Raw genomic sequence first — 26,090 nt, 5'->3', positions numbered from 1 at the left:
GGACCGTCCCCCTGGCCCTGCAGCGCCTGGTCCACCGCGCCCGCGCCGGCCTGCCGGCTAGGGACCGGGGGCGATGACCACGCGGTTGCGCCCGCCGCGCTTGGCCTCGTACAGGGCCGCGTCGGCGCGCTTGAACAGCGCGTCGAAGCCCTCGTCCGGCCCCTGCAGGGCCACGCCCACGCTGACCGTCACCGGGACCGGCACGCCCGGCTCGAAGGCATGGGCCTCGACCGCCGCGCGCAGGTTCTCCGCCAGCGCCGGCACCTGGTCGCTGCGCACGCCCGGCAGCAGGACCACGAACTCCTCGCCGCCCCAGCGCACCAGCCAGTCGCTGGAGCGCAGCTGGCGCCGCAGCAGCACGGCCAGCTCGCGCAGCACGCGGTCGCCGGCGTCGTGGCCGCAGCTGTCGTTGATGCGCTTGAAGTGGTCGATGTCCAGCACCAGCAGGGCCCGCGCGTGGCCGGGCGCGACCGGGCCGGCCGGCAGCCGCGCCCAGCGCTGCTCGAAACCGTGGCGGTTCAGCGCCAGGGTCAGCGGGTCGGTGGTGGCGCGGGCGCGGTACTTCTCGGCCTCGTTCTGCAGCAGGCGGCGCTCGGTGCGGTAGGTGCGCAGCTGCAGCAGCGCGTAGAGCACGATGCCGGTGAGCCATACGCCCAGGATCCCCAGGTACCAGGTCTCGCGCGACAGGGCCGGGCGCACGAAGGTGATCTCCTGCACCTCCAGGTCGTGCACGCCCTCGGTCATGGGGTAGGAGAAATCCAGCCCCACCGTGACCACGTTGCTGAGTTCGGCGTGCGCCAGCTCGCGCGGCAGCTTGTAGTACAGCCGCCACCACTCGGCGACGGTGAACTCGTCCGTGCCCAGCGACAGGGGCGCGCGCAGGTCCTGGGTCGGCAGGAACACCGCATTGTACTTGGTGCTGTTGGTGTCGCCGACGGTGGAGTAGCGCGGGTCGAAGTGCCGCGCGAACAGCCGCAGCTTGGGCACGTCGCCCTTGTAGACGACCTTGACCTCCACGTGGGTGTACTTCGACAGGTCCAGGCCGCGGTCGGGGCCGGAGCCGATGAAGTAGTTGACCGCACAGTAGTACAGGGGCTCGTTGGTGCCCGGCGGGTAGTGGCAGCGCAGGCGGCGCTTGCCCTCGTCCAGCCACTCGCCGGCCTCGGCGCGGCCCGGCACCGGGGTGGAGGACAGCACGGTTGCGTCCTTCGGCACCCGGGTCACGTCGAAGCGCACCGGCGGGATGAGGTCGTAGCCGGCGATCGCGCCGAGGGTCAGGGCCACGCCCGCCAGCAGGGCCAGTGCGACGTGCTTGCGTTGCCCGGAGTGGGACGTCGGAGTCGGAGAAACGTCTACACCGGCCGCGGTCATGTGCCCTCTACCATCCCTGTGGACAGGCGGCGCGTGCACGACCGCCTGGAATTGCAGGGACGTTACCAAAGGCCATTCCCGCCTGCACTGTGTGACCCATGCACCCCCCGACCACCGGCGCGGCCGCCTGCCGCCTGGCGCCGGGCACGGGCGGGAGGGCGCGGTCCGGCCTACAATCCGGCGATGGCCACCCTGTTCGTCTCCGACCTGCACCTGGATCCGGCCCGGCCGGAAATCACCGCCCTGTTCCTGCGCTTCCTGCGCGGCGAGGCTGCGGGCGCCGACGCGCTGTACATCCTCGGCGACCTGTTCGAGGCCTGGGTCGGCGACGACGACCCGTCCGAGGCCGGGGCGGAAGTGGCCGCCGCGCTGCACGCCCTGGCCGACGCCGGGGTGCCGGTGTACTTCATGCACGGCAACCGCGACTTCCTGGTCGGCCAGGACTACGCCCGCCGCGCCGGCATGCGCATCCTGCCGGATCCGTCGGTGGTATCGCTGTACGGCCGCCCGGCGCTGCTGATGCACGGCGACCTGCTGTGCAGCGGCGACACCGCCTACCAGGCCTTCCGCGCCCAGACCCGCGACCCGCGCTGGCAACAGCAGTTCCTCGCCCAGCCGCTGCAGGCGCGGCTGGCGTTCGCGGCGCAGGCCCGCCAGGCCAGCATGGCGCGGCAGCAGGAAATGCTGCAGGGCGACCGCGGCACCTTCGAGACCGTCACCGACGTCACCCCGGCCACGGTCGAGGCCACCCTCGCCCGCTTCGGCGTGGACCTGCTGGTCCACGGCCACACCCACCGCCCGGCGGTGCACGCGCTGCGAGTGGGCACGCGCGACTGCCGGCGCATCGTGCTCGGCGACTGGTACGAACAGGGCTCGGTGCTGCGGGTGGACGCCGGCGGCGCGCAGCTGCAGGCGCTGGCGCCGGGCTGAGCGGCAGGCCGGCTCAGCCGCCGGCCTGCTCCGCTTCCACGTAGCGCAGCGATTCCAGCTCGTCCTCGTCGAATCCGGCCAGCAGCCGCGCCTCGACGTTGAACGGGCCGTGCAGGTAGCCGCTGGCGTACTCGCGCAACAGTTCGCGGAAGCGGGCGCGCGGCTCGACCCCGGCGCGCTCGCAGTACCAGCGGTACCAGCGCGAGCCGGCGGCCACGTGCGCCACCTCCTCGCGCAGGATGACCTCCAGGATCGCCACCGTGTCCAGGTCGCCCATGTCGCGCAGGCGCGCGATCATGCCCGGGGTGACGTCCAGCCCCCGCGCCTCCAGCACGCGCGGCACCAGGGCCATGCGCGCCATGCCGTCGTGCGCGGTCTTCTCGCACATCTCCCACAGGCCGTTGTGGGCGTCGAAGTCGCCGTAGTCGCGGCCCATCCGGCGCAGGCGGTCGCGCAGCAAGGTGAAGTGGCGCGCCTCGTCGTCGGCCACCTGCACCCAGTCGCGGTAGAACCGCTCGGGCAGGCCGCGGAAGCGGTAGGCCGCGTCCCAGGCCAGGTCGATGGCATTGAGCTCGATGTGGGCGATCGCGTGCAGGAACGCCGCCCGCCCTTCCTCGCTGCCCAGCCCGCGGCGCGGCAGGTGGCGCGGATGCACCAGCTTCGGCCGCGGCGGCCGCCCCGGCATGCGGATCGGCTCCGGCGGCGGCGCTTCCCCGGGCAGGACGATGTCACCGCGGGCGAAGGCTGCGGCGTATTCGTGGGTCAGCGCGACCTTGCGGGCCGGATCGGCCTCGTCCAGGCAGGCGCGCGCGGCCTGGTACAGCTCCATCGCCGCCTCCTCAGCAGGCGCGGCGGCGGCGCTTGGCCTCGTCCGAGCGCAGCTGCTGCAGGCGTTCGAAGTAGCCCGGCTCGATCCCGGTCACGTACTGGCCGTTGAAGCAGGAGGAATCGAAGCGGGTGAGCTGCGGGTTGCCCTCGCGCACCGCGGCCTCCAGGTCCTCCAGGTCCTGGTAGATCAGCCAGTCGCAACCCAGCAGCTTCTCCACCTCCTCGACGCTGCGGCCGTGCGCGATCAGCTCGTCGGTGGAGGGCATGTCGATGCCGTAGATGTTGGGGTAGCGCACCGGCGGCGCGGCGCTGGCCAGGTACACCTTGCGCGCGCCGGCGTCGCGCGCCATCTGCACGATCTGCTGGCTGGTGGTGCCGCGCACGATCGAGTCGTCCACCAGCAGCACCACGCGGTTGCGGAACTCCAGGTGGATCGGATTGAGCTTGCGCCGCACCGACTTAACCCGCTCGCCCTGCCCCGGCATGATGAAGGTGCGGCCGACGTAGCGGTTCTTGATGAAGCCCTCGCGGTACTTCACGCCCAGCACGTTGGAGATCTCCAGCGCCGCGTCGCGCGAGGTGTCCGGGATCGGGATGATGGTGTCGATGTCGTGGTCCGGGCGCAGGCGCAGGATCTTCTCGCCCAGCTTGACGCCCATGCGCATGCGCGCCTTGTGCACCGAGACGTTGTCGATCATCGAGTCCGGGCGCGCGAAGTACACGTACTCGAAGATGCACGGCGCCTGCTCGACCGCTTCGGCGCAGACCTCGGCGAACACCTCGCCGCGCGGGGTGACGACCAGCGCCTCGCCCGGCTGCACGTCGCGCACGCGGGCGAAGCCGAGGATGTCCAGCACCGCCGACTCGGAGGCCACGATGTACTCGGCACCGGCCGCGCCCTCGCGCTTGCCCAGCACCAGCGGGCGGATGCCGTGCGGGTCGCGGAACGCGACCAGGCCCAGGCCCAGCACCACGCTGACCACCGCGTAGCCGCCCTTGACCCGGCGGTGCACCCCGGCGACCGCGCGGATCGCGGCCTGCGGGGTCAGCTCGCCCTGCACGTCCAGCTCGTGCGCGAACACGTTCAGCAGTACTTCGCTGTCGGAGTCGGTGTTGATGTTGCGGCGGTCCTGGGCGAACACCTGCTGGCGCAGGGCCTCGGTGTTGATCAGGTTGCCGTTGTGCGCCAGGGCGATGCCGTAGGGCGAGTTGACGTAGAACGGCTGCGCCTCGTCCATGCCCTCCGAGCCGGCGGTCGGATAGCGGCAATGGGCGATGCCCACCCGCCCCTCCAGCACGCTCATCGCCTTGGCGTTGAACACGTCGCGCACCAGGCCGTTGTCCTTGTGCAGGCGCAGGCGGGTACCGTCGGCGGTGGCGATGCCCGCCGCGTCCTGGCCGCGGTGCTGGAGCACGGTCAGGCCGTCATACAACTGGCCCGCGACGTTGTCGTTGCCGACGATTCCGACGATGCCGCACATGATGCAAATCTCCGACGGTCTACTGACCGGGGTTGGGACTGGAAGAGGAAGGAGGCTCCCCGCCGGGTGGCGGCGGCGCCGCGTCATCGGGAACGGGAAGGGCCCCGGTAAGGGATTCGACGATGGCGCCGGCGCGGTGAAGGGCGCCATTATCGCCGCCGGCCCGACCGTTGCCAAAGTCCAGTTCGCCGGCCGCCCACTCCGGCAGCCAGCGCGCCAGCCACTGCGCGCCCGGCAGCAGCAGCGGCAGCGCGCGCGACTGCGCCCAGGCCGGTTGCTGCGGCAAGGTGCTGAAAGCCATCAGCAGCACGATCACGCAGGCCACCAGCGCGCCGCGCAGCACGCCCACGGCCAGGCCCAGCACACGGTCCACGCCCGACAGGCCCACCGAGTGCAGCAGCTTGCGCATGATCCAGCCGACCAGGCTCACCGCCACCAGCACGCCGAAGAACGCCAGCGCGTAGCCAGCCAGCAGCCCGGAGGTGCCGGGCTGTCCATCCTCGCTGATCAGGAAGGCCAGCTGCCCGCCGTAGTGGAACGCGCACCAGCTGGCCGCGATCCAGGCCAGCAGCGAGGCGACCACGCCGACGAAGCCGCGCAACAGGCCCAGCAGGGCCGAAGCGGCAATCACCAGCAGCAGGACCAGGTCGATCGCGTTCATGGCTTCGCGGCCGGCGCGCCGGCGCCGGTCCTGCTCACGGGTGCGGCACCACCATGCCGCCGCCGTGGGCGGCCAGGCGCCCGCGCAGCTGCTCGGCCTCGGCGCGCGTGGCCACCGGCCCGACCCGCACCCGGTGCAGGGTGCCCTTGTCGGTGCGCACCGGCTGCACGATGGCGCTGAAGCCGGCCGCGCGCAGGCGGTCGCGCAGCGCATTGGCGTCGGCCTGGCTGGAGAACGCGCCCATCTGCACCGCGAAGCCCACGTTGCTGGCCGCCGGCGTGGGCGAAGGCGCCGGCACGCTGGTGGACGGGGTGGCCGCGGAGGTGCTGGCGGTGGCCGACTTGGCCGGGGTCGCGGTGGTCTTCGCCGGCGCCGGCGTGGTCGCGGCCGGGCGCGGGGCATCGCGCGCCGGCGCGGGCTGCGCCGCGGCGGGCTGCGGCGTCGTCGCCGTCGTTGCGGGCGACGCGGTAGTCGCAGCAGGAGCGGCAGCGGCCGCGGTATCCGGCGCGGTCGCCGCGGCGGCGGCCGGCGCGGCTTCCCCGGCGCCTGCGTCCAGCGCGACCACCTGGGCGTTGACGTCGTTGCGGATGCGCACCGCGCGCAGGCGCCCGGCTTCGGCCAGGGCGCGGTCGGCGAACGGTCCCACACGCACGCGCCAAGCCGGGCGGTCGCCCACCGTGGTGCGCTCGCTGAAGCCCTCCAGGCCGGCCTGGCGCAGGCGGTTGATCACCGCCTCGGCATCCTTCTCGCTGGCATAGGCACCGAAGGTCACCGCCCAGCGTCCCGCCGCGGTGGCCGGGTCGGGCGCGGCCTCGGCCGCCTCGCCGTCGGTCGCGGCGGCTTCGGCCTCGGGGGCGGGCGCCGGGGCATCCACCTCGGCGGGCGCACCGAGCAGGGGCAGCTCGCGGGTCTCGTAGCCGCTGGCCGGCGCATCGGGGACGCGGGTGGAGACGTCGGCCACGCCACTGTCGGGGGCCGGGCCCTGCACCAGCATCGGCAGGAAGATGACCGCGAGCGCGACCAGCACGGCCGCGCCGATCAGGCGTTGTTTCAGCGTGGTATCCACGGGAGCTGGGGGCCTGGCGGGAAGTGGCGGCAATTATAGGGGGAGCCCGGCCGGGCCAACCGTCATTGCCCTGAACGCAGCATCGCCAGCGCGGCGGCGGCGGTGTGGAACGAGCCGGCCACCACCACCCGGTCGCCCGGCGCCGACTGCGCCAGGGCGCGCGCCAGCGCCGCCTCCACGCTGGCATCGCGGCTGCCGGTGGCGGCCACGGTACCGGCCAGGCGCGCGGCCAACGCATCGACCGCTTCCCCGCGCGCGATGCCCTCCAGACCCGCCAGGTGCCAGCGGTCCACGCAGCCTTCCAGCGCCTGCACGATTGCCGCCGCGTCCTTGTCGGCCAGCACCGCCAGGACCATGGCGGTGGCGCCGGACGCCGGCCGCGCCTTCGCCCAGGCAGCCAGTTCGCGCGCGGCCTGCGGGTTGTGGGCCACGTCGACCACCACCTCCACGCCGTCGTGCTCGAAGCGCTCCAGCCGGCCCGGGATGCGCGCGGCGGCCACGCCGGCCGCGCACGCCGGTTCCGCCGGCGAGCGCGGCAGCGCGCGCAGGGCCGCGATCGCGGCGGCGGCATTGGCGCGCTGCACCGGGGCGGCCAGCTGCGGATCGGGCAGCAGCAGCTCGGTGCCGATCTCGCGCCACTGCCACTGGCCCTCGCCGGCCGGCTCGTGGAAGTAGTCGCTGCCGGCGCGGATCGCGTTGGCGCCAATGGCGTAGGCATGGCGCAGCACGCTGGAAGGCGGGTCGATCTCGCCCAGGACCAGCGGCTTCCAGGCCCGGGCGATGCCGGCCTTCTCCTGGCCGATGGCCTCGCGGTCGCTGCCCAGCCAGTCGACGTGGTCCACGTCGACGGTGGTGATCACCGCCACGTCCGGATCGACGATGTTCACCGCGTCCAGGCGGCCGCCCAGGCCGACCTCCAGCACCGCCAGGTCCAGCCCCGCCTGCTGGAACAGCCACAGCGCCGCCAGGGTGCCGTACTCGAAATAGGTCAGCGGGGTGTCGCCGCGGGCGGCCTCGACCGCGGCGAAGGCCGCGGCCAGCTCATCGTCCGCGGCCTCGGCGCCATCGATCCGCACCCGCTCGTTGTAGCGCAGCAGGTGCGGCGAGCTGTAGGCGCCGACCTTCCAGCCGTCGGCGCGGGCGATGGCCTCGATGAAGGCCACGGTCGAGCCCTTGCCGTTGGTGCCGGCCACGGTGACCACCTGCGCCGCCGGCCGCTGCAGCCCCAGGCGCGCGGCAACCTCGCGCACGCGCTCCAGGCCCAGCTCGATGCTGCGCGGATGCCGGGTCTCGATGTAGGCCAGCCATTCGGCCAGGGTGCGGGACGTGGAGCTCATGCGGGTCCAGGGTAGTGGCGCGCCGCGGGCGTGCCGCGGCCACGGCGCGGCGTGCGGCCGCATCGGCCGGCGCCGCGGGAACAGGATGGCAGCTCGCCCGGGCGGGCGCCTCGGCACCGGTCACGGCGCGGGCGCGCGGCCAGGCGTCCCGGCCGCCGCCGGGCTTTACAGCGCCCGGTGCTTGGCTTCGCCGAAGAACGGGGTGTGGTGCGAGCAGTCGTTCAGGCGCACCACTTCCAGGTGCTCCACGTCCGGGCCTTCGAGCAGGTTCAGCGTGGTCGGCGCCTGGCGGAAGGTCCACAGCTTGCTGATCGGCAGGCCCAGGATCCTGCACAGCAGTACGCGGTTGACCGCGTCGTGGGCGACCAGCAGCAGGATGTCGTCCGCGCCCAGGCCCTCGGTGGCGCGCACCAGGCCGCGCCAGGAACGGTCCAGCACCTGGCGCAGCGATTCGCCGCCGGGCATCAGCACCGTGTCCGGCTCCTCGCGCCAGGCCCGCAGGCGGGCCGGGTCCTTCTCGTTGATCTCGCTGGCCAGCAGGCCTTCCCACTCGCCGTGGGCGATCTCCTGCACGTCCGGATCCAGCTGCAGCATCCCGGCGCGGTCCTCGCCCAGCGCCAGCTCGGCGGTGCGCCGCGCGCGCGACAGCGGCGAGGCCACCGCGCGGGTGACCGGCACGTCGCGCAGGCGCTCGCCCAGCGCGCGGGCCTGGGCCTCGCCCACCGGCGAGAGCGGGATGTCGATCTGGCCCTGGTAGCGGCCTTCGGCGTTCCACGGCGTCTCGCCGTGGCGTGCAAGCAGGATGCGCATGGAGTCCCCTCTGGGAAAAAACCCCCGCCGCGCCTGCGCGCGACGGGGGCCGCATGATACCCGACCGCCGGGCCCGTGGCCCGGACGGTTTCAGCGGGTAATACCCATTTCCTGCAGCAGCTGCGGGGCCGGGTAGACCTCCTGCATGATCCAGCGCATGTAGCGGGCGTCGACCGCGATCATGCGGGTCATCTTCGGGTCGAACACCCAGTTGGAGCTGACCGACTCCCAGTTGCCGTCGAAGGCCAGGCCGACCAGCTTGCCCTGGGCGTCCAGCACCGGCGAGCCGGAGTTGCCGCCGGTGATGTCCAGGTCGGACAGGAAGTTCACCGGCACCGAGCCGATGCGCGGATCCTCCAGCCCGCCGTAGCGCTTGGCCTTGACCGCGTCCAGCAGCGCCTTCGGGGAGTCGAACGGCTCCTCGCCGGTGTCCTTGGCGACGATGCCCTCCAGCGTGGTGAACGGGGTGTACGCCATGCCGTCCTTCGGCTCGTAGCCGGTGACGTTGCCGAAGGTGATGCGCAGCGACAGGTTGGCGTCCGGATAGACCGCCTTGCCCTGGCTCTTCTTGTAGTCGGCCACCGCCTGCAGGAACACCGGGCGCGCGGCCAGGTTCTCGCCGGCGCGGACCTTGCGCTCCTGCTCAAGCTTCAGCAGGGTCGGCAGCACCGCCACCGCGTACTGGATCGCCGGGTCGTCGCTGGCCTCGAACGCGGCGCGGTCGGCCGACAGCCACTTCAGGCGCTCCTCGGTGCTGCCCAGCTTCGTCGCGGCCAGGCGGTCCAGGGCGCGCTCCACGGCCACGGCGTCGTTGCCGCCCAGCCACTGGTCCACCGCCGGCACGCGCTGGGCCGCGGGCAGCTTGATGTACTCGTTGAGCCAGTAGGCCTGCAGCTGGCGGTCCATGGCCGGCACGTAGCGGCGCTCAAGCTGCTTCATCGCGCCCTCGATGGTCGGCAGGTCGCGCTGCTGGAAGCCCGGCTCGCGCTCGGCGTCCGGCTTGGCCTTCTCCAGCGACAGGCGGTACAGCTGGGTGGCCGCGCCGACCACGCCGGTGTTGTTGAACATGGCCAGGGTGTAGTCGCGGCTGCGGGTCGCCTTGGACTGCTCCAGCAGCTGCACCAGCTTCGCGTGCGCCTGCAGCGCCTCGCGGCCCTTCCTGCCCTGGCCCTTGAGCCAGGCCAGCACCGCCGCTTCCTCGGCGTGCTTCTGCGCGGCCGCGTCGATGCGCTTGAAGCCCTCCAGCTGGCCCTCGTAGTTCTTGGCGTAGTTGTTCCAGCCGGCCATGTTGCTGGCGTACTTGACCTGGATGTCCGGATCCTTGCGCCCGGCCTCCTCGATCATGCCGATCAGGTTGCGGTAGTGGCGGATGGTCTCCGGGTACACCGTCTGCGCGGTGTGGTCGAACTCGGCGGCCAGCGCGTAGCGGTTGGTCGAGCCCGGGTAGCCGGCGACCATCACGAAGTCGCCGGCGCCCAGCGGCTTGTCGGCGATCTTCAGCCAGTGCTTTGGCTGGTACGGCACGTTGTCCGGGGAGAACGGCGCCGGCTTGCCGTCCTTGCCGACGTAGGCGCGGTAGAACGCGAAGTCGCCGGTGTGGCGCGGCCACATCCAGTTGTCGATGTCGCCACCATACTTGCCCACGCTGCCCGGGGGCGCGTAGGCCAGGCGCACGTCCCGGATCTCCAGGTTCTTGAACAGGCGGTAGGTGTTGCCGCCGAAGAAGCTGTAAAGGCGGCAGCGGTAGCCCGGCTCGGACTCGCACTCGGCGACCAGCTTCTTCTCGAACGCCTCCAGGGCGCGGGTGCGGGCCAGCGCGTTGGGCGCGGCGGCGATCGCGGCCTTCGCCTCGGCGGTGACGTCGGTGATCTCGTCCAGCACGAACACGCGCGCGTTGGGACCGGCGCTGAGTTCCTCGGCCGGGGTGGCGGCGTTGAAGCCTTCCTTGATCAGGTTCTTCTCGGCGGTGGAGTTGAGCTGGATGGCGCCGTAGGCGCAGTGGTGGTTGGTCACCACCAGGCCCTGCGGCGAGACGAAGCTGGCGGTGCAGCCGCCCAGCGCGACCACCGCGCCCATCGGGTCGCCGGTCAGGTCCGCCAGCTGCTCCGGCGACAGCTCCAGCCCGGCCTGCTTCAGCGGACCGGCGATCTCCGGCAGCTGCTGCGGGACCCACATGCCTTCCACGGCATGGGCAAGCGGCGCGCCCAGCAAGGCGGCAAATACGGACAGGGAAAGGGTGCGCAGGCGCATGGGCATTTGGTTCCAACCGAAAGGAACCGGGATTCTAGCCCCCGCCCGCCCCGGGAGAGCCCATGACTTTTGGCAGGTTCCCCGGACAACCCGGGGATGGCCACCCCCGGCACGGGCGCCGCCGACGCCATGGTTTCTTTGGCAACCTATAATGCGCGCCTTCCCCTCCCTGCCACCGAGGTCCCGCCGATGTCCCGAACCATGAAGGCGCTGGTCAAGCGCGAAGCCGCCAGGGGCATCTGGATGGAGCAGGTCCCGGTGCCGCAGCCCGGCCCCAACGAGGTGCTGATCAAGGTCGAGAAGACCGCCATCTGCGGTACCGACCTGCACATCTACCTGTGGGACGAGTGGAGCCAGCGCACGATCCGGCCTGGCCTGGTGATCGGCCACGAGTTCGTCGGCCGCATCGCCGAGCTGGGCCCGGGCGTGTCCGGCTACAAGGTCGGCCAGCGGGTGTCGGCCGAGGGCCACATCGTCTGCGGCCACTGCCGCAACTGCCGCGGCGGCCGCCCGCACCTGTGCCCGCACACCGTGGGCATCGGCGTGAACCGCGACGGCGCCTTCGCCGAGTACATCGTGATGCCGGCGTCCAACCTGTGGCCGGTGCCGGATCCGGTGCCGTCGGAGCTGGCGGCGTTCTTCGACCCCTACGGCAACGCCGCGCACTGCGCGCTGGAGTTCGACGTGGTCGGCGAGGACGTGCTGATCACCGGCGCCGGCCCGATCGGCATCATCGCCGCCGGCATCTGCAAGCACATCGGCGCGCGCAACGTGGTGGTCACCGATGTCAACGACTACCGCCTGAAGCTGGCCGCCGACATGGGCGCCACCCGCGTGGTCAACGTCGCCAACCAGTCGCTGCGCGACGTGATGTCGGACCTGCACATGGAAGGCTTCGACGTGGGCCTGGAGATGAGCGGCAACCCGCGCGCGTTCAACGACATGCTCGAATGCATGTACCCGGGCGGCAGGATCGCCATGCTCGGGATCATGCCCAAGGGCGCCGGCTGCGACTGGGAACGGATCATCTTCAAGGGCCTGACCGTGCAGGGCATCTACGGCCGCAAGATGTACGAGACCTGGTACAAGATGACCCAGCTGGTGCTGTCCGGCTTCCCGCTGGGCAAGGTGCTGACCCACCAGCTGCCGATCGACGAGTTCCAGCAGGGCTTCGACCTGATGGAGCAGGGCCGCGCCGGCAAGGTCGTGCTCAGCTGGACCTGAGCACGCGGCCGGCCCTGGAACGGAAAAAGGCGCCGCATGGCGCCTTTTCCTTTGCCGCGGGGGCCGTTACTGGCCGATGCTGAGGGTCAGCACCACGCGGTCGTCGGCCAGGTCGCCGAAGATGTCGCGGCCGCTGCCGTCGGTGCCGACGTAGGCCAGCGAGGCGCTGAACAGGCCCCAGCTGCGGCTCAGGCCGACGCTCCAGTCGGTGTAGTCGTCGCTGTAGTCGTCGTCGAACATGCTGCGGCCGACGCCCAGGTCGAGGCTGAAGTCGTTCGGCAGGCCGATGCTGGCGCCGCCGGCCACGTACCAGGCCTTGGTGTCGCTGCCGCCGAAGTCGTTGCTGTAGGCGACGGTCAGCGAGTAGTTCTCGGCGAAGGTGGTGGTGGTGATCAGCTCGTTGAAGTTGAGGTCGCTGGCACCCGGGTAGGTGTAGCGGTTGATCATCACGTCGAAGTTGACCGCGTCGCTCAGGTCGACGTTGTAGCCGATGAAGCCGTCGACCTCGGTGTTCGGGTCGCCCGGGCCGAAGTCCACGCCCGAACCCCAGACGCCGGCGTAGAAACCGGAAGCCGAGGTGTAGGTGAAGCCGGCCTGCAGGGTGGGATCCTCGTCGGACTGCGAGACGCCACGCCAGACGTAATCGGAAACGGCGGTCACTTCCCAGGAGAACGGCGACTCCTCCTGCGCGGACGCGACGAACGGGACGGCGGACAGCAGGACGGCGAGCGAAGCAGCGAGCTTGAAGGACTTCATCCTTGGATCTCCTCTGGTGGGGTGGAGCACGCGGGCGGACGGGAGCCGTCACGGTTCACAAATACTTAACCCAGCGGATATTGCGACGCAACAATTGCAGCGTCAACCAGCTCCCGGTGCCCCGCCCGCTGCTCAGGCCCCGGCGAACGCCCCGTAGCGCACCGGCACCAGCCCGACCCGGCTCCCCGGCGGATGCGCCTGCTGCGCGTCCACCGGCAGCTCCACCTCCACTTCCTGACCCTGCCCGCCCTGCAGGCGTGCCCGCACCCGCAGGCGCGGGCCGCTACGCTGGGCATCGACCACCACCGCCTCCCAGCCGCCCTCGCCCAGGCGCAGGTCCTCCGGGCGCACGTACACGTCCAGTTCCGCCGAGTCCCCGCCCGGCAACGGCCCGCACGGCGGCGGCAGCACCAGGCCGCCAACCTCGATGCGGTCGCCCTGGCGTCGCCCGCGCAGGCGGTTCACCGCGCCGACGAAGGAATACACGAACGGGCTGGCCGGGCGGTCGTAGGCCTCGGCCGGGGTGGCCAGCTGCTCGATCCGGCCGCGGTTGAGGATCGCCACCCGGTCGGCCAGCTCCAGCGCCTCCTCCTGGTCATGGGTCACGAACACCGTGGTCAGGCCGGTCTGCACGTGCAGCTGCCGCAGCCAGCCGCGCAGGTCGCGCCGCACCTGGGCGTCGAGCGCGCCGAACGGCTCGTCCAGCAGCAGCACCCGCGGTTCGATCGCCAGCGCACGCGCCAGGGCCACGCGCTGGCGCTGGCCGCCGGACAGCTGCGCCGGGTAGCGCCCGCCCAGGTCCTGCAGCTGCACCAGCGACAGCAGCTGCTCCACCCGCGCGGCGATCCGGGCCGCCGGCCAGCGCTCGCGGCCGCGGCGCACCTTCAGCCCGAAGGCGATGTTCTCGGCCACGGTCATGTGCCGGAACAGCGCATAGTGCTGGAACACGAAGCCGACCCGCCGCTCCTGCACCGTCAGCCGCGAAGCGTCCTCGCCGCCGAACAGGATGCGCCCGCCGTCGGCATGCTCCAGCCCGGCGATCACCCGCAGCAGGGTGGTCTTGCCCGAGCCGGACGGGCCCAGCAACGCCAGCAGCTCGCCGTCGCGGATCTCCAGGTTGATGTCGTCCAGCGCGGCGAACGCGCCGAAGCACTTGTGCAGGTTCTGGATCTCGATCTTCATCGTGCGTCCTCAGTGCCGGTGCGTGGCGGCCAGCGATTCGCCGTGGCGCCACTCCAGCCAGGTCTTGAGCACCAGGGTCACCAGTGCGCTGAGCGCCAGCAGCGTGGCCACCGCGAAGGCGGCGCTGTAGGCGTATTCGTTGTAGAGGATCTCCACGTGCAGCGGCAGGGTGTTGGTGCGCCCGCGGATGTGGCCGGACACCACCGAGACCGCGCCGAACTCGCCCATGGCGCGGGCGCCGCACAGCAGCACGCCGTACAGCAGGCCCCAGCGGATGTTGGGCAGGGTCACCCGCCAGAACGCCTGCCAGCCGCTGGCGCCCAGGCTCAGCGCGGCCAGCTCCTCGTCGCTGCCCTGCTGCTCCATCAGCGGCATCAGCTCGCGGGCGATGAACGGAAAGGTCACGAACACCGTGGCCAGCACGATGCCCGGCAGCGCGAACACGATCTTCGGCAGCTGCAGGTGCACCTGGCCCAGCAGCGGCAGCGACAGCTGCACGCCCTCGTCGATCAGCGGCCAGGCCCAGCCATGGGCGCCGAAGATCAGGATGAACACCAGGCCGGCCACCACCGGCGAGACCGCGAACGGCAGGTCGATCAGGCTCACCAGGATGCGCTTGCCGCGGAACTCGTGCTTGGCCACCAGCCAGGCCGCGGCCACGCCGAACACCAGGTTCAGCGGCACGGTGATGGCGGTGACCAGCAGGGTCAGCCTTATCGCCGCCAGCGCGTCCGGCTCGCGGATCGCGGCCAGGAACGCGCCGATCCCGCCGCGTAGCGCCTCGGCGAACACCAGCAGCAGCGGCAGCAGCAGGAACGCCAGCAGGAAGCCGATCGCGGCGGCGATCAGCAGCCACTGCACCCAGCGCGGCTCGCTGGTCGGCGAGGCCGGGCGGGCACCGACGGTGGGCGCGCTCGGGGCCATGGTCAGTTGCGGCGGATCCAGGGCGATGACGCCCTGCACGTTACCACCCGTCTGTGGCGCCATCTCAAGCCCCTCCCCGGCGCCGGGCCAGGCGCGCCTGCAGCGTGTTGATCACCAGCAGCAGGGCGAAGGACAGCAGCAGCATGGCCACCGCGATCGCGGTCGCGCCGGCGTAGTCGAATTCCTCCAGCTTGATGGTGATCAGCAGCGGCGCGATCTCCGAAACCATCGGGATGTTGCCGGCGATGAAGATCACCGAACCGTACTCCCCCACCCCGCGCGCGAAGGCCAGGGCGAAGCCGGCCAGCACCGCCGGCCACACCGTCGGCAGCACCACCTTCCACACCGTGTTCCAGCGCCCCGCGCCGAGGGTGGCCGCGGCCTCCTCCAGTTCACCCTCGGTCTCGGCCAGCACCGGCTGCACCACCCGCACGACGAATGGCAGGCCGATGAACACCAGGGCCACGGTGATGCCCACCGGGGTGTAGGCCACCTTGAACCCGGCCGCCTCCAGCCAGCGGCCGATCCAGCCGTTGCCGCCGTACAGCGCGGTCAGGGCAATGCCGGCCACCGCGGTGGGCAGGGCGAACGGCAGGTCGATCATGGCGTCGAACAGGCGCCGGCCGGGGAAGCGGTAGCGCACCAGCACCCAGGCCACCAGGGTGCCCATCACCGCGTTGAAGGCGGCCGCCGCCAGCGCGGTGCCGAAGCTGATCTTCAGCGCCGCCAGCACCCGCGGCTCGGTCCAGATCCGCCACAGCCCGTCCCAGCCCAGGCCGGAGGCGTACACGAACACCCCGGCCAGCGGAATCAGCACGATCAGGCCCAGCCAGGCGAGGGTGTAGCCCAGGCTCAGCCCGAAGCCGGGCAGCACCCGGCGCTGCCGGCCGGACGCGCGCGCGCCGCCCACCGGCGGCGTCAGGGGATTGGGGACGCTGGACATCGCTTGGCTTCGCTTCGTCGGGTTCGGGTCTGCGACCCCGCTGCCGGGGCGGCGGGAAGGCCCGGGGCCTGCGCCCCGGGCCCACGGCTCAGCGGGCCTTGGCCGCGGCGAGGATCTGGTCGAACTCGCCGCCGTCGCTGAAGTGCCGCTTCTGCGCCTGCGCCCAGGAACCGAAGGCGCCGTCGATGGTCACCAGCTGTACCTTGGGGAAGCGGGCCACGTCCTCCGGCGCGGCGTGCTCGGGATGGCGCGGGCGGTAGTAGTTCTTGGCGGCGATGCGCTGGCCCTCCGGCGAGTACAGGAACTCCAGGTAGGCCTGGGCCAGCTCGCGGGTGCCTTTCTTGTCGACGTTGCGGTCGACGATCGCCACCGGCGGCTCGGCCAGGATCGACAGCGAGGGCACCACGATGTCGAACTTGTCCGGGCCCAGCTCCTCGATCGACAGGAAGGCCTCGTTCTCCCAGGCCAGCAGCACGTCGCCGATGCCACGCCGGACGAAGGTGGTGGTGGAGCCGCGGGCGCCGGTGTCCAGCACCGGCACGTTGCGGAACAGCGCGGTCATGAAGTTGCGGACCTTGGCCTCGTCACCCTTGAAGATCTTCTCGGCGAAGGCCCAGGCCGCCAGGTAGTTCCAGCGCGCGCCGCCGGAGGTCTTCGGGTTGGGCGTGACCACCGAGACGTTGGAGCGCAGCAGGTCCGGCCAGTCCTTGATGTTCTTCGGGTTGCCCTTGCGCACCAGGAACACGATGGTCGAGGTGTACGGCGAGCTGTTCTGCGGCAGGCGCTTCTGCCAGTCCGGCGCGATCAGCTTGCGCTCGGCGATGGAATCGATGTCGTAGGCCAGGGCCAGGGTGACCACGTCGGCCTCCAGTCCGTCGATCACCGCGCGCGCCTGCTTGCCCGAGCCGCCATGCGAATTCTCGATCTCGACCTTCTGCCCGCGGGTCTCCTGCCAGTGGCGGGCAAAGGCGGCGTTGAACTCGCGGTAAAGCTCGCGGGTGGGGTCGTAGGACACGTTGAGCAGCCTTGCGTCCTTGGCAAGGGCCCCCACCGCGAGGGTCAGGCCGAAGCTCGCGGCCAGCACCAGGAGGGAACGGCGGATGGTATTCATGGGACGAACCTCCGGTTGGATGGGGCTTTGTCAGAATGCGACCTGCAGGCGGGTGAACACCGCCTTCTCGTCCTCGCGGTCGGCGCCGCCGGCGGCCCCGCCCTCGAAGCCGGTCTGCAGGTAGTTCAACACCAGTTTGAGGTTGTTGTTGAGGTACCAGTTCACGCCGGCGACCCAGGCGCTGGCCTCGCGCGCCGACACGGCCGGGTCGGCGAACACCGGGAACGCCGCCTCGTCCACCTCCAGGCGGCCGTAGCGGGCCACCAGTTCCCAGGCGCCCCAGCCGCCCTTGCCCGGGGCGAAGGCGCGCGCGGGCTTGACCCCGCGGTAGCTGGCGTCCTCGCCGGTGAGCACCCAGCTGGCGGTGGCCTGCCATGCGGTGGTTTCCAGGTCCGCGGTGGTGCCGCCGGCGCCCAGCTCCTGGCTGGAGGACGCGTATTCGGCCAGCAGCCCGAACGGCCCGCGGTAGAAATAGCCCTGCGGCGACCAGCGCTTGCGCTGGCCGGCGGCTGCCACGGTGCCGCGGTAGGCGAAGAACTGCTGCTGGCCCGGGGTGCGGTAGCGCGGCAGGAAGTTGTTGCCGGCCCCTTCCACGTCGCCGATGCTGGCGCCGATGCCGAAACCCAGGCCGGCCCAGAAGCTGTCGCTGCCCTTGAGCGGCTCGAAGAACAGGCGGCCGGCGTACTCGAACTCGTCGTCCGGGTTGGTGGTGGTGGCGTCGCGGCCGTCGACCGCGCCGTTGAACACGCCGATGGCGTAGGACACCTTGCCGCCGGCCAGCTCGCCCTGCAGCTGCACGCCCAGGTCGCGGTTGGGCAGCAGCTCGCTGGCCAGGGCGCGCTCGATTTCCGGCAGCGAGGCCGAGGACTGCAGCCGCTCCAGGCCCACCGGCGAGGTAAACTTGCCCACCCGCAGCGTCGCCGCCGGCGAGAACTGCAGGTCGGCGTAGGCGTCGACGATGCTGGCGCTGTCGCCGGCGAACTCCGGGGTAAAGCGGAAACCCACCCACTTGCCCAGGGTGCCCTCGATGGTCGGGCGCGCGGTGCGCAGCAGGAAGCTGTCGTTGGCGCCGGGCGCGCCGCTGTTGAAGAAGCGGCCGTCGCCCTGCAGCAGGCCGCGGATCTTCACCTCGTAGGCACCGTCGCCGGAGCGGAACGAGGCGCCGCGGTCGTTGACCGCCACCGCCGGCGCGGCCTTCTCCTTCGCCGCGCGCGCCTCTTCCTGCAACTCGAGGTTGCGCTCCAGGGCGCGCAGGCGCTGGTCCAGCGCCTGCAGGTCGAGGCTGTCCTGGCCATCGACGCTGGTGCCGCCATAGCGGGCTTCCAGCGCCTGCAGGCGGCGGGCCAGCTCCTCGACCGTGGGCTGCGACTGTGCGAAGGCCGGCGCGGCCAGCGCCAGGGCGATGGCCCCGGCAAGCCAGGAACGGACCAGCAGACGCGAGCGGCGGTGGGGGATGTGCTTGGGCATGGGAGTTCCGTCGTGGGAGCCGGACATCGGCCGTGCGCAAATACTCCCTATTCAGTTTGAAGACCGGAAATGACTTAGGGGCCGCCCCTTATAGCGGATGCGCATGAAGCGGGCGCCGCCGCCGGCAGCCCCGGTAGAATGACGGTTTTCCTTGCAACTGAAGGCCTTGCCCATGTCCGAAGCCGCCATCGCCCGCTACGCCGCCCAGCTGGAAGACCTGCGCGCCAAGGGCCTGTTCAAGTCCGAGCGCGTGATCACCAGCCCGCAATCGGCCGAGATCGAGCTGGCCGACGGACGCAAGGTGCTGAACTTCTGCGCCAACAACTACCTGGGCCTGGCCGACCATCCGGACATCATCGCCGCCGCACGCGGGGCCCTGGACAGCCACGGCTTCGGCATGGCCTCGGTGCGCTTCATCTGCGGCACCCAGGACCTGCACAAGCAGCTGGAGGCGAAGATCGCGCAATTCTTCGGCACCGAGGACACGATCCTCTACGCCGCCTGCTTCGATGCCAACGGCGGCCTGTTCGACCCGCTGCTGGACGAGAACGACGCGATCATCTCCGACGCGCTCAACCATGCCTCGATCATCGACGGCGTGCGCCTGTGCAAGGCCAGGCGCTACCGCTACGCCAACTGCGACATGGCCGACCTGGAGAAGCAGCTGCAGCAGGCCCGGGCCGACGGCGCGCGCACCATCATGATCACCACCGACGGCGTGTTCTCGATGGACGGCTTCATCGCCCCGCTGGACGAAATCACCGCGCTGGCCAGGAAGTACGACGCCCTGGTCCATATCGACGAGTGCCATGCCACCGGCTTCCTCGGCGCCACCGGCCGCGGCTCGGCCGAGGTCAAGGGCGTGCTCGGGAAGATCGACATCTTCACCGGCACCCTGGGCAAGGCCATGGGCGGCGCACTGGGCGGCTTCACCACCGCGCGCCGCGAGATCATCGAACTGCTGCGCCAGCGCTCGCGCCCCTACCTGTTCTCCAACTCGCTGCCGCCGCACGTGGTCGCCGCCGGCACCAAGGCCTTCGACATGCTTTCGTCGGCCGGCGAGCTGCGCACCCGCCTGCAGGAGAACACCGCCTACTTCCGCCAGCGCATGACCGCTGCCGGCTTCGACCTCAAGCCCGGCGTGCACCCGATCTGCCCGGTGATGCTGTACGACGCGCCGCTGGCTCAGCGCTTCGCGCAGCGCCTGCTGGAGGAAGGCATCTACGCCATCGGCTTCTTCTACCCGGTGGTGCCGCAGGGCCAGGCGCGGATCCGCACGCAGATGAGCGCGGCCCACACCCGCGAGCACCTGGACCGCGCGATCGACGCCTTCACCCGCATCGGCCGCGAGCTGGGCGTGGCCAAGGCCTGAGCCACGCCGCCACCGGCATCGGCCCGGCCGGCGCCGCAGCACGGATGGGCCCGGCGCAGGAAACCGCGCCGGGCGCGCCTCAGTTGCCGCCGGCCGGCACCGGCGCCTGCCCCGGCTTGCCGGTGGCGATGCGCACGCCGCGCGACTTCATCCACGCATCGAACTCGTCGGCATTCATCCGCCGCCCTTCCTGCTCCATGTGGAAGCGGTAATCGAGCGGGTCGTCGCTGCGGACGATGATGACCTCGTCCGGCTTCGGCGGCGGCTCCGGCAACGCGGCTGCGGCATCGCGCGCCTGGCGGCCGGCGCAGGCGCAAAGCACGGGAAGGGACAGCACCAGGCAAACTCGCAGGACCTTCATGGCAACTCCTGGAGGGGACCGGGGGAGGATGGCATGCCGCGGTCCCGCATCCGGTGATGGCGGTGACCGCTTACCCCGCCGTCGTCCCTGCGGCGGTGGCCGGCGCCAGTGCATCACGCTCGGCCGGCTCCAGCAAGCGCCACTGTCCCTTGTCCAGCGTGCCCAGCTGCAGCGGCCCGATCGCCACCCGCACCAGGCGCAGCACGGCCAGGTCGAACGCAGCCAGCAGCCGCCGGATCTGCCGGTTGCGGCCCTCGTCCAGCACGATTTCCAGCCAGGCGTTGCGGGTGCCGGCGCGCAGCAGCCGCGCCGAGGCCGCGCGCAGGTGCTCGCCGTCGGCCTCGACCCCGGCACACAGCGCCTGCAGCAGGGCCTGGTCGGGAATGGCGTCGACCTGGACGTGGTAGGTCTTGTCCGGGCCGCTGTCCGGATCCAGCACGCGCGCGGCCCAGGCGGGATCGTTGCTGAACAGCAGCAGGCCTTCGCTGGCGCGGTCGAGGCGGCCGACCGGGGCCAGCCACGGCAGCCCGCTGCCGTCGAGGCAGCGGTAGACGGTGTCGCGGCCCTGCTCGTCGCGGGCGGTGGTCACCAGGCCGCGCGGCTTGTTGAGGGCAAGGTAGATGCGTTCCGGGCCGGCAGGGGCGCGGCCATCGATCAGCACCCCGCGCAGGCCGTCGCGCATGGGGTATTCGGGATCGCGCACGACGCGGCCGTCGACCTGCACGCGGCCGGCCTGGATCCAGCGCGCGGCCTCGGTGCGCGAGCACAGCCCGGCCTTGGACAGGACCCGGGCCAGACCATGGCGGACGCCGGCCCGGGGAGCCCCGGGCGCGGCGGGGTTCGGGCGGCGCGACCGTGGAGGCGCGCCCATCCCGTGCCTCAATCCTTGGTCGGTGCCGCCGCCGATTCGGTGGCCGGCGCCGAGGCGGTCGCGGCCGGAGCCGGGGCGCCCTTGGCCACGCGCACCCCGCGCGCCTTCATCCACGCGTCGAACTCGTCGGCGGTCATGCGCTTGCCGTTCTGGCTCATGTCGAAGCGCCAGGGCGTGTTGTCGTATTCGGTCTGCGGCTTGTACGCAGCCGGATCACTGGCGTTGGCGGCCGCCTCGCAGCCCTTCTCCCCGGACTGCTGGGCGTTGGCGCAACCGTCGGCAGCCATGGCCGCCGCGGACACGAGGGTGAGGCCGAACAGCCCTGCCGCAATCAACTTACGCATGGTGGAACTCCCCCTGGAAGACGGGGCGAGTGTAGGCACGGCGTGCAGGCCGATTCAAGAAGAATCTTACGGAACCTTGGCAAATCGCTAACGCCTCTGCAGAAATGCCGCGACCGGCGTCGTGATCCCGCGCCCGCGGGCCCGGCAGCCATGCAAAAAGAAAGGGCCCGGCTTGCGCCGGGCCCTCCTGGACTGCGTCCGTCCGGAAGCTTAGTTCTGGACGTTCAGCTCGGTGCGACGGTTCTTCGCACGGCCTTCCGGATTGTCCGAACCATCCGCGTTGGTGTTCGGGGCAATCGGGCGGCTCTCGCCGTAGCCGACCGGGCCAACCAGGCGCGAGGCGTCGATGCCGTTGCTGGTCAGGTAGTCGTACACGGCCTGGGCGCGACGCTCGGACAGCTTCTGGTTGTACGCGTCGGTGCCCTTCGAGTCGGTGTGGCCCGCCACCTCGACGCGCAGGTCGGGGTAACGCTTCAGGATCTCGACGGCCTCCGACAGGATGGCCACCGCGTCAGGACGCAGGGTCGCCTTGTCGAAGTCGAAGTTCACGCCCTTCAGGTCGATCGAGACCGGGACCGGGCAGCCGTCCGGGCCGATGGCCTGGCCAGCCTGCGAGTTCGGGCACTTGTCGTCGCAGTTGTTGACGCCGTCGCCGTCGTCGTCCAGGTCGGCGCAGCTCGGCGCGACCGGGGCCGGAGCCGGCGGCGGCGGCGGAGCGGCGGCCGGGCCCAGCGGGATCACGACGCCGACCGAGGCCAGCAGGTCGCCGTACCAGTCGTCGTCGCGGCCAGCACGGGCCGGGTTGACGGCCTGGTCGTCGAAATCGGCGCGGTAGGCGATTTCGGCGCGCACGGCGACGCGGTTGTCGAAGGTGCTCTGCAGGCCGGCGCCGACCTTGGCGGCGACGTTACCTTCGGCGCGCTGGGCCGGGGAGTTCGGCGACGGGACGGTGTACTCCTCCTCGGAGTACTGGTAGCCGATGCCGAACAGCAGGTACGGGTTGAAACCGCGGCCTTCCTGGATGAAGTGGCGACGGAAGTCCAGCGAGGCGCCGTACTGGCTCCAGTTCAGGTCGTTGTTGTCGTCGAACGACGGGTTCTGGTAGTTCAGTTCGCCGTCAACCGACCACACCGGGCTGATGAACTTGCCCAGGCCGATCGTGCCGAAGGGAGCATCCTCGGTGCCGCGGCCGCTGTCCTGGAAATTGAAGCCAACCGAGCCGGTCAGGTACCAGCGGTCGTCAAACTCCTGCGCGGAAGCCGACTGGGCCACAGCCAGGCCGCCCAGCAGCGCAGCGGTCAGAAGTTTCTTGTTCATCTCAAGCTCCTTGATGATTCGGGGGGATGATCCGGGGGAGTAAGTGGAAACACTTGCCTCAGGATTCACGCAGACATGCGCTGGTAGCGGCATATCCCTGACGGCCGTAATCACGACGTCGGGGCGCAGGTTAGGCGCGTTAATGTGAAGGCGGTGTTAACAGTCCCGTAACAAGTGAATTGAAGAAAACCGCCGTTCAGGTTCCAGCAGAGGCCGGCGCCCGGAGCCTGCGCCGGTCCGGCCGCGGGCGCTGCGTATGATGGGACGGTCCCGCAACCACGAAGGTGGAGCCTGCGCATGAAAGCCGTCGGACTGACCCGCTACCTGCCGATCGACGACCCCGAAGCGCTGCTGGACGTGGAACTGCCCACGCCCGCCCCCGGGCCGCACGACCTGCTGGTGCGGGTGGAGGCGGTCTCGGTCAATCCGATCGATACCAAGCTGCGCGCCCCGCGCGAGGGCAGCGAAGCGCAGCCGCGGGTGCTGGGTTTCGACGCGGCCGGGGTGGTGGAAGCGGTCGGCAGCGCGGTGGCCCTGTTCCAGCCCGGCGACGAGGTGTACTACGCCGGCGACATCACCCGTCCCGGCAGCAATGCCCGCTACCAGCTGGTCGACGAGCACATCGCCGGCGATCGCCCGATCACCCTGGACTTCGCCGAGGCCGCGGCACTGCCGCTGACCACGCTCACCGCCTGGGAACTGCTGTTCGAGCGCATGCGCTACGACTTCGACGGCGACAACGCCGGGCGCCGGCTGCTGGTGGTCGGCGGCGCCGGCGGGGTCGGTTCGATGGCCATCCAGCTGGCCCGGCACGCCGGCTTCACCGTGGTCGCCACCGCCTCCCGCCCGGAGAGCGCCGAGTGGTGCCGGCGCATGGGCGCTCACGAGGTGGTCGACCACCGCCAGCCGCTCGGTCCGCAGCTGCAGGCGCTGGGCATCGCCGAAGTGGAGGCCGCGGTGAACCTGGCCGACACCGACCGCTACTGGGAGGAACTGGGCCGGCTGCTGGCGCCGCAGGGCCACCTGGGCCTGATCGTGGAGCCGAAGGGCCCGCTGCACATCGGCGGCGACTACAAGGCCAAGGCCATCGGTATCCATTGGGAAACGATGTTCACCCGGCCGCGCTTCCGCACCGCGGACATGATCTGCCAGCACCGCATCCTCAACCGCGTCGGCAGCCTGGTCGAGGCCGGCGAGCTGAAGACCACCCTGGCCGAGGTGCTGGGCCCGATCAACGCCGCCAACCTGCGCGAGGCCCACCGCCGGCTGGAGTCCGGTCGCACCATCGGCAAGCTGGCCCTGGCCGGCTGGGACTGACCCCGCGGCGCAGCTTGCCCGGCGCCGGGCTTTCATCGACGATGGCGGCCTTCCGTACGCAAGCGTATCCGCCATGACGCCTACCGCCAGCGCCACGCCCTACCCGCACCTGTTCGCCCCGCTCGACCTCGGCTTCACCACCCTGCGCAACCGGGTGCTGATGGGATCGATGCACACCGGCCTGGAGGACCGCGCCCGGGATTTCCCGAAGCTGGCCGCCTACCTGGCCGAACGCGCCGCCGGCGGCGCCGGGCTGATCGTCACCGGCGGCTTCGCCCCGAACGTGGAGGGCTGGCTCAAGCCGTTCGGCGGCAAGCTGTCCTGGCCCTGGGAAACGCGCCCGCACCGCCAGCTCACCCGCGCCGTGCACGAGCACGGCGCCAGGCTGTGCCTGCAGCTGCTGCACGCTGGCCGCTACGGCTACCACCCGCTGCAGGTGGCGCCTTCGAAAGTGAAGGCGCCGATCAACCCGTTCACCCCGCGCGAGCTTTCCGCACGCGGCATCGAGCGCCAGATCCGCGCCTTCGCCAGTGCCGCCGCCCGCGCCCGCGACGCCGGCTACGACGGCGTGGAGGTGATGGGCTCGGAGGGCTACCTGATCAACCAGTTCACCGCCCCGCGCACCAACCGCCGCCAGGACGCCTGGGGCGGCGACGCGCAGCGGCGCATGCGCTTCGCGGTGGAGATCGTGCGCCGGGTGCGCGAGGCCTGCGGCCCGGACTTCATACTTATCTATCGCCTTTCCCTCCTGGACCTGGTCGAGGACGGCAACGCCTGGGACGAGATCCTCGAGCAGGCGCGCGCGGTGGAGGCGGCCGGCGCCACCATCATCAACTCGGGCATCGGCTGGCACGAGGCGCGGGTGCCGACCATCGCCACCTCGGTCCCGCGCGCGGCCTTCGCCGGGATCACAGCGCGCCTGCGCCCGCATGTCTCGGTGCCGGTGGTGGCGGTCAACCGCATCAACATGCCGGAGGTGGCCGAGCGCATCCTCGCCTCCGGCCAGGCCGACCTGGTCTCGCTGGCGCGCCCGTTGCTGGCCGACCCGGAATGGCCGAACAAGGCCCGCGCCGGGCGCACCCACGCCATCAATACCTGCATCGCCTGCAACCAGGCCTGCCTGGACCACATCTTCGTGGGCAAGGTCGCCAGCTGCCTGGTCAACCCGCGCGCCGGCCACGAGACCGAGCTGCGCTACGTGCCGGCGGCCACCCCGCGCCGGATCGCGGTGGTCGGCGCAGGCCCGGCCGGCCTGGCCTGCGCCACGGTGGCGGCGCAGCGCGGCCATCGCGTGACCCTGTTCGAGGCCGCGCCGCGGATCGGCGGCCAGTTCAACCTGGCCGCGCGGATCCCGGGCAAGGAGGAGTTCGTCGAGACCCTGCGCTACTTCGGCCACCGCATCGGCGAGACCGGGGTGGAACTGCGCCTGGGCACCCTGGCGGGCCCGGACGAGCTGGCCGGCTACGACGAGATCGTGCTGGCCACCGGCATCGTGCCGCGCAGGGTGGATTTCCCCGGCGCCGACGACCCGCGGGTGGTCGGCTACCTGGACATCCTCGAGGGCCGGGTCCAGGCCGGGCCGCGGGTGGCGGTGATCGGCGCCGGCGGCATCGGCTTCGACGTGGCCGAGTTCCTGGTCCAGAAGGGCCCATCGCCCACCCTCGACCCGGGCCGCTGGCACGCCGAATGGGGTGTGGACCTGGCTGGCTCCGGCCGCGGCGGCCTGGTGCCGGCCCGGCCCGAGCCGCCGGCGCGCGAGGTGTGGCTGCTGCAGCGCAGCCCGGGGCGGCCGGGGGCGCGGCTGGGCAAGACCACCGGCTGGATCCACCGCGCCACGCTCAAGGCCAAGCAGGTGCGCATGCACGGCGGGGTCGAGTACCTGGGCATGGAAGCCGGCGGCCTGCGGGTGCGGATCGAGGGCGCCGAGCAGGTCCTGCCGGTGGATACGGTGGTCGTATGCGCGGGCCAGGAGCCGCGCCGCGACCTGTACGCGCAGCTGCAACAGGCAGGGGTCGCCGCGCCGGTGCACCTGATTGGCGGTGCCGACGTGGCCGCCGAACTGGATGCCAAGCGTGCCATCGCCCAGGGCAGCCGGCTGGCCGCCGGGTTCTGAGCCGCGCATTCGCGCCTTCGGTGGACGCCGATCCGGTCCGGAGCCGGCCTGCCT

Annotated in this window: 22 protein-coding genes and 1 pseudogene; 5 read left to right on the top strand and 18 right to left on the bottom strand. The window is 71.5% G+C overall.

The window, feature by feature from the left end; genetic code table 11:
* Positions 1 to 57 precede the first annotated feature (57 nt).
* Positions 58 to 1,371 carry a diguanylate cyclase gene (locus PSEJ31_RS0111695; RefSeq protein ID WP_028915551.1) on the bottom strand — a complete coding sequence of 438 codons (1,314 nt, stop codon included), beginning with the start codon at positions 1,369 to 1,371 and terminating at the stop codon, positions 58 to 60.
* 183 nt (positions 1,372 to 1,554) lie between these two features.
* Here PSEJ31_RS0111695 and lpxH point away from each other — a divergent pair, with 183 nt between their 5' ends.
* Complete coding sequence (gene lpxH / locus PSEJ31_RS0111690; protein ID WP_028915550.1) at positions 1,555 to 2,301, top strand: UDP-2,3-diacylglucosamine diphosphatase; 747 nt, start codon at positions 1,555 to 1,557, stop codon at positions 2,299 to 2,301.
* Between the two features lie 13 nt (positions 2,302 to 2,314).
* On the opposite strand, the gene PSEJ31_RS0111685 is transcribed toward lpxH, so the two are convergent.
* From PSEJ31_RS0111685 to PSEJ31_RS0111655, 7 genes are all read right to left on the bottom strand, one after another.
* Positions 2,315 to 3,130 (bottom strand): ferritin-like domain-containing protein, encoded by an 816-nt coding sequence (locus tag PSEJ31_RS0111685; RefSeq protein ID WP_028915549.1) that lies wholly within the window; start codon positions 3,128 to 3,130, stop codon positions 2,315 to 2,317.
* A gap of 10 nt (positions 3,131 to 3,140) precedes the next feature.
* On the bottom strand, positions 3,141 to 4,610 hold the full coding sequence (gene purF, locus PSEJ31_RS0111680; protein ID WP_019398185.1) for an amidophosphoribosyltransferase: 1,470 nt from the start codon (positions 4,608 to 4,610) through the stop codon (positions 3,141 to 3,143).
* 19 nt (positions 4,611 to 4,629) lie between these two features.
* A complete protein-coding gene (locus tag PSEJ31_RS16035) occupies positions 4,630 to 5,271 on the bottom strand; it encodes a CvpA family protein (RefSeq protein ID WP_019398184.1) in 642 nt (213 codons plus the stop codon).
* Between the two features lie 34 nt (positions 5,272 to 5,305).
* Positions 5,306 to 6,337: an SPOR domain-containing protein gene (locus PSEJ31_RS0111670; protein ID WP_028915548.1), complete on the bottom strand. Its 1,032-nt coding sequence runs from the start codon at positions 6,335 to 6,337 to the stop codon at positions 5,306 to 5,308.
* A 62-nt stretch (positions 6,338 to 6,399) separates the two neighbouring features.
* Positions 6,400 to 7,674 (bottom strand): bifunctional tetrahydrofolate synthase/dihydrofolate synthase, encoded by a 1,275-nt coding sequence (gene folC, locus PSEJ31_RS0111665; protein ID WP_028915547.1) that lies wholly within the window; start codon positions 7,672 to 7,674, stop codon positions 6,400 to 6,402.
* A gap of 165 nt (positions 7,675 to 7,839) precedes the next feature.
* Positions 7,840 to 8,484, bottom strand: a complete 645-nt coding sequence (locus PSEJ31_RS0111660; protein WP_019398706.1) for a histidine phosphatase family protein — start codon at positions 8,482 to 8,484, stop codon at positions 7,840 to 7,842.
* 90 nt (positions 8,485 to 8,574) lie between these two features.
* Positions 8,575 to 10,659: a S46 family peptidase gene (locus PSEJ31_RS0111655; protein ID WP_026010534.1), complete on the bottom strand. Its 2,085-nt coding sequence runs from the start codon at positions 10,657 to 10,659 to the stop codon at positions 8,575 to 8,577.
* Positions 10,660 to 10,923: 264 nt separating this feature from the next.
* Here PSEJ31_RS0111655 and tdh point away from each other — a divergent pair, with 264 nt between their 5' ends.
* Positions 10,924 to 11,958: an L-threonine 3-dehydrogenase gene (tdh, locus tag PSEJ31_RS0111650; protein WP_028915546.1), complete on the top strand. Its 1,035-nt coding sequence runs from the start codon at positions 10,924 to 10,926 to the stop codon at positions 11,956 to 11,958.
* 66 nt (positions 11,959 to 12,024) lie between these two features.
* Here the strand turns inward: tdh and PSEJ31_RS0111645 are convergent, their stop codons facing one another.
* The 6 genes from PSEJ31_RS0111645 to PSEJ31_RS0111620 form a co-directional block, all read right to left on the bottom strand.
* Entirely contained in the window at positions 12,025 to 12,714 is a 690-nt protein-coding gene (locus PSEJ31_RS0111645) for a TorF family putative porin (protein WP_019398703.1), read from the bottom strand.
* Between the two features lie 132 nt (positions 12,715 to 12,846).
* Positions 12,847 to 13,896: a sulfate/molybdate ABC transporter ATP-binding protein gene (locus tag PSEJ31_RS0111640; protein ID WP_019398702.1), complete on the bottom strand. Its 1,050-nt coding sequence runs from the start codon at positions 13,894 to 13,896 to the stop codon at positions 12,847 to 12,849.
* Positions 13,897 to 13,905: 9 nt separating this feature from the next.
* Positions 13,906 to 14,820, bottom strand: a complete 915-nt coding sequence (cysW, locus tag PSEJ31_RS0111635) for a sulfate ABC transporter permease subunit CysW (protein ID WP_050992168.1) — start codon at positions 14,818 to 14,820, stop codon at positions 13,906 to 13,908.
* A 64-nt stretch (positions 14,821 to 14,884) separates the two neighbouring features.
* Complete coding sequence (gene cysT / locus PSEJ31_RS0111630; RefSeq protein ID WP_050992167.1) at positions 14,885 to 15,763, bottom strand: sulfate ABC transporter permease subunit CysT; 879 nt, start codon at positions 15,761 to 15,763, stop codon at positions 14,885 to 14,887.
* A gap of 88 nt (positions 15,764 to 15,851) precedes the next feature.
* Positions 15,852 to 16,874 (bottom strand): sulfate ABC transporter substrate-binding protein, encoded by a 1,023-nt coding sequence (locus PSEJ31_RS0111625; RefSeq protein ID WP_028915545.1) that lies wholly within the window; start codon positions 16,872 to 16,874, stop codon positions 15,852 to 15,854.
* A 30-nt stretch (positions 16,875 to 16,904) separates the two neighbouring features.
* Entirely contained in the window at positions 16,905 to 18,341 is a 1,437-nt protein-coding gene (locus tag PSEJ31_RS0111620) for a porin (RefSeq protein WP_028915544.1), read from the bottom strand.
* A gap of 166 nt (positions 18,342 to 18,507) precedes the next feature.
* On the opposite strand from PSEJ31_RS0111620, the gene kbl reads away from it, so the two are divergent.
* Complete coding sequence (gene kbl / locus PSEJ31_RS0111615; protein WP_156924945.1) at positions 18,508 to 19,713, top strand: glycine C-acetyltransferase; 1,206 nt, start codon at positions 18,508 to 18,510, stop codon at positions 19,711 to 19,713.
* Between the two features lie 79 nt (positions 19,714 to 19,792).
* Here the strand turns inward: kbl and PSEJ31_RS0111610 are convergent, their stop codons facing one another.
* The 4 genes and pseudogenes from PSEJ31_RS0111610 to PSEJ31_RS0111595 form a co-directional block, all read right to left on the bottom strand.
* A complete protein-coding gene (locus tag PSEJ31_RS0111610) occupies positions 19,793 to 20,074 on the bottom strand; it encodes a hypothetical protein (RefSeq protein WP_019398696.1) in 282 nt (93 codons plus the stop codon).
* A gap of 70 nt (positions 20,075 to 20,144) precedes the next feature.
* Positions 20,145 to 20,945 (bottom strand): pseudouridine synthase, encoded by an 801-nt coding sequence (locus PSEJ31_RS0111605; protein ID WP_028915542.1) that lies wholly within the window; start codon positions 20,943 to 20,945, stop codon positions 20,145 to 20,147.
* An 8-nt stretch (positions 20,946 to 20,953) separates the two neighbouring features.
* Positions 20,954 to 21,163 (bottom strand): annotated as a pseudogene (locus PSEJ31_RS17260) (hypothetical protein); the annotation flags it as partial.
* 336 nt (positions 21,164 to 21,499) lie between these two features.
* Positions 21,500 to 22,606 (bottom strand): OmpA family protein, encoded by a 1,107-nt coding sequence (locus tag PSEJ31_RS0111595; protein WP_019398693.1) that lies wholly within the window; start codon positions 22,604 to 22,606, stop codon positions 21,500 to 21,502.
* A gap of 297 nt (positions 22,607 to 22,903) precedes the next feature.
* On the opposite strand from PSEJ31_RS0111595, the gene PSEJ31_RS0111590 reads away from it, so the two are divergent.
* Both PSEJ31_RS0111590 and PSEJ31_RS0111585 read left to right on the top strand, forming a co-directional pair.
* The gene (locus PSEJ31_RS0111590) at positions 22,904 to 23,923 is read left to right on the top strand and encodes a zinc-binding alcohol dehydrogenase family protein (RefSeq protein ID WP_028915541.1); all 1,020 of its coding nucleotides are present in this window, start codon (positions 22,904 to 22,906) and stop codon (positions 23,921 to 23,923) included.
* Between the two features lie 73 nt (positions 23,924 to 23,996).
* Complete coding sequence (locus PSEJ31_RS0111585) at positions 23,997 to 26,036, top strand: NADPH-dependent 2,4-dienoyl-CoA reductase (RefSeq protein ID WP_028915540.1); 2,040 nt, start codon at positions 23,997 to 23,999, stop codon at positions 26,034 to 26,036.
* Positions 26,037 to 26,090 lie beyond the last annotated feature (54 nt).

The sequence above is a fragment of the Pseudoxanthomonas sp. J31 genome (assembly GCF_000510725.1).
Classification (GTDB): Bacteria; Pseudomonadota; Gammaproteobacteria; order Xanthomonadales; family Xanthomonadaceae; genus Pseudoxanthomonas.
Note: the sequence above shows the minus strand (reverse complement) of the source record. Positions and strands in the feature narration are given on the sequence as shown.